The 2,486-nt window shown below is 61.5% G+C and carries 2 protein-coding genes; both read right to left on the bottom strand.

Features of this window, described 5'->3' with window-relative positions; genetic code table 11:
• Nucleotides 1-318 precede the first annotated feature (318 nt).
• Nucleotides 319-1,806, bottom strand: coding sequence for a glycerol kinase GlpK (glpK, locus tag L0H65_RS18285; protein ID WP_301460638.1), 1,488 nt, complete (start codon nucleotides 1,804-1,806; stop codon nucleotides 319-321).
• A 31-nt stretch (nucleotides 1,807-1,837) separates the two neighbouring features.
• Nucleotides 1,838-2,486: glycerol-3-phosphate dehydrogenase C-terminal domain-containing protein (locus L0H65_RS18280; protein WP_301460637.1), on the bottom strand; the 649-nt coding region annotated here is incomplete at its 5' end.

Below are 2,486 nucleotides of genomic sequence, written 5' to 3'. Positions count from 1 at the left end.
GATCTGTCGGCCGGTACGCGAGGCGTGAAACCGTTGCCTGCAAGTCGATTGCCCCGGACATCACCGATCGGGGCAGGTGGCACAAATGATCGGATTCAGGTATTCAACTGGCCGAATGCGGCAGCATTTTCAAAGAACAACGCAGTTGTTGGTTCGGCTAAGTTCAATCGAACGCGGAACGTTCAAACGCCGCCCGACCTCAGTAATTTCAATGCCTGGGTTGATGTTTCAAGTGAAAGTCGAATTGTTCTGATTTCGATTTACCGCAAATGCAAAACGCTCTGCATCTCGAACGAAGTCAAACAGAACCATCCCCGATCAAACGGCCATCACCGCCGCCACGGCCCGCTTCCAGGCCGCATATTTCGTCGCCCGGACATTTTCGTCCATTGCAGGCTCAAACACCCGGTCCAATGCCCAATTTGCCGCAAAACCTCGCTGGTCCGGGTAAATCCCCGCGCGCTGCCCGGCCAGCCATGCCGCCCCCAGCGCCGTGGTCTCGCGCATCACAGGGCGGTCCACCTTTGCCCCGATGATATCGGCCAGAAACTGCATGGCCCATTCGCTTGCGGTCATGCCGCCATCGACCCGCAGGATCGGCGCTGCGCCGATGCTGGCCCAATCGGCTTGCATCGCCTCCAGCAGGTCGCGGGTCTGAAAGCCCACCGATTCCAGCGCCGCGCGCGCCATTTCTTCCGGCCCGGAACCGCGCGTCAGCCCGAACACTGCGCCGCGACATTCGGCGTTCCAATAAGGCGCGCCAAGGCCGACAAAGGCCGGCACCAGGATCAGGTTTTGCGCGGGGTCGGCCGCCTCGGCAAGTGCTTGCGTCTGCCCTGCGTCCGCGATGATCTTCAATCCGTCACGCAGCCATTGAACCACAGCGCCTGCAATGAAAATCGACCCTTCCAGCGCATAGGTCGGCTTGCCGTCAAGCTGATAGGCTATCGTTGTCAACAACCGGTTTTTCGACGCAACCGGCTGATCCCCGGTGTTCAGCAGCGCAAAGCAACCCGTCCCATAAGTTGCTTTCATCATCCCAGGTTGAAAGCAAGCCTGCCCGATCGTCGCCGCCTGCTGGTCGCCCGCGACGCCAAGGATCGGGATTTCAGCGCCCAGATGCCCGGCTTGCACCATACCGAAATCAGCGGCGCAATCCTTCACCTCCGGCAGCATTTCCACTGGAATATCAAGGAGATCGCAGATGGTCTTGCTCCACCGTCCCTTGTGGATGTCGTAAAGCAAGGTGCGCGCGGCGTTGGTGGCATCGGTCACATGCGCCACCCCGCCGGTCAGCTTCCAGATCAGAAAGCTGTCCACCGTGCCAAAGGCCAATTCGCCTTTTCGCCCCCGGTCCCGCGCGCCGGGCACATGGTCGAGGATCCATTTCAGCTTGGTGCCGGAAAAATAGGGGTCCGCCAGCAAACCGGTGCGGGCGGAAATCATCCTGTCATGGCCTGCCGCGCGCAACTCCGCGCAATAGCCCGCCGTGCGCCGGTCCTGCCAGACGATCGCGCGGTGGATCGGCTCCCCTGTCGCGCGATCCCAGACCAGCGTGGTTTCGCGCTGGTTGGTGATGCCAATCGCCGCAATATCCGCCGCCGTCAGCCCGGCTTTCGCCAGCGCCGCGCGACAGGTGGCCAGCACCGTGCCCCACAGATCAGCGGGGTCATGTTCGACCCAGCCGGAATCGGGGAAATGCTGCGGAAATTCCTGCTGCGCGGTGGCCTTGACCTGCATCGCCGCGTCAAACACAATCGCCCTGCTAGAGGTGGTTCCCTGATCAATCGCCAGAATATGCCGCATATCTTCCCCCGGTATAAGTCCTGCCAAACCGTCAGCCCTGCGCCGCTTTCATCCAGTCGTCGATATGGGTGATCTGGCCCGCGCTCAACCGCAACCCCAGCTTGCCCCGCCGCCAGACCACATCTTCCGCCCGCCGCGCAAATTCGCGCGTCATCAGCCAGCGCAATTCCCGTTCGCTCAGCGTCGCGCCGAAATCCTCACCCAGATCGGAGGCGGCTTTTGCATCGCCCATGACCAGCCGCGCCTCGGTGCCGTAAGCCCGTACCAGCCTGCGCGCCCAGAACGGCGTCAGGAACGAAAACTCCGCCAGCAACCCGGAAATCAAACCAGGCACACCATCCACCGGGAAATCACCCCCCGGCAGCGGCACGCCTGCGGTCCATTTCCCCGGCAACCCTTTGAGATAGGGCGTCAGTTTCTCCATCGCATGTTCGGCCAAACGGCGATGCGTGGTGATCTTGCCGCCAAAAATATTCAGAATCGGCGCGCCGTCATCATCCACCTTCAACGTATAGTCGCGCGTCACCGCCGAGGCTGAACTCGACCCATCCGCGTGCAGTGGCCGCACCCCGGAATAGGTCCAGACCACATCTGACGCAGCGATATCGCGTTTGAAATAGCGGTTGGCGAATTCGATCAGGTAGTCACGCTCCGCATCGGTGCAGACCGGGGGGCGGTCG

Source organism: Pseudorhodobacter sp. (genome assembly GCF_030452865.1).
In the GTDB taxonomy this organism is placed as follows: domain Bacteria; phylum Pseudomonadota; class Alphaproteobacteria; order Rhodobacterales; family Rhodobacteraceae; genus Pseudorhodobacter.
This window is presented reverse-complemented; position numbering and strand designations above follow the sequence as displayed.

Bases quoted from the DNA above. Each gene is read 5' to 3' on its own strand.
- glpK (WP_301460638.1), bottom strand. From the start codon at position 1,806: ATGCGGCATATTCTGGCGATTGATCAGGGAACCACCTCTAGCAGGGCG.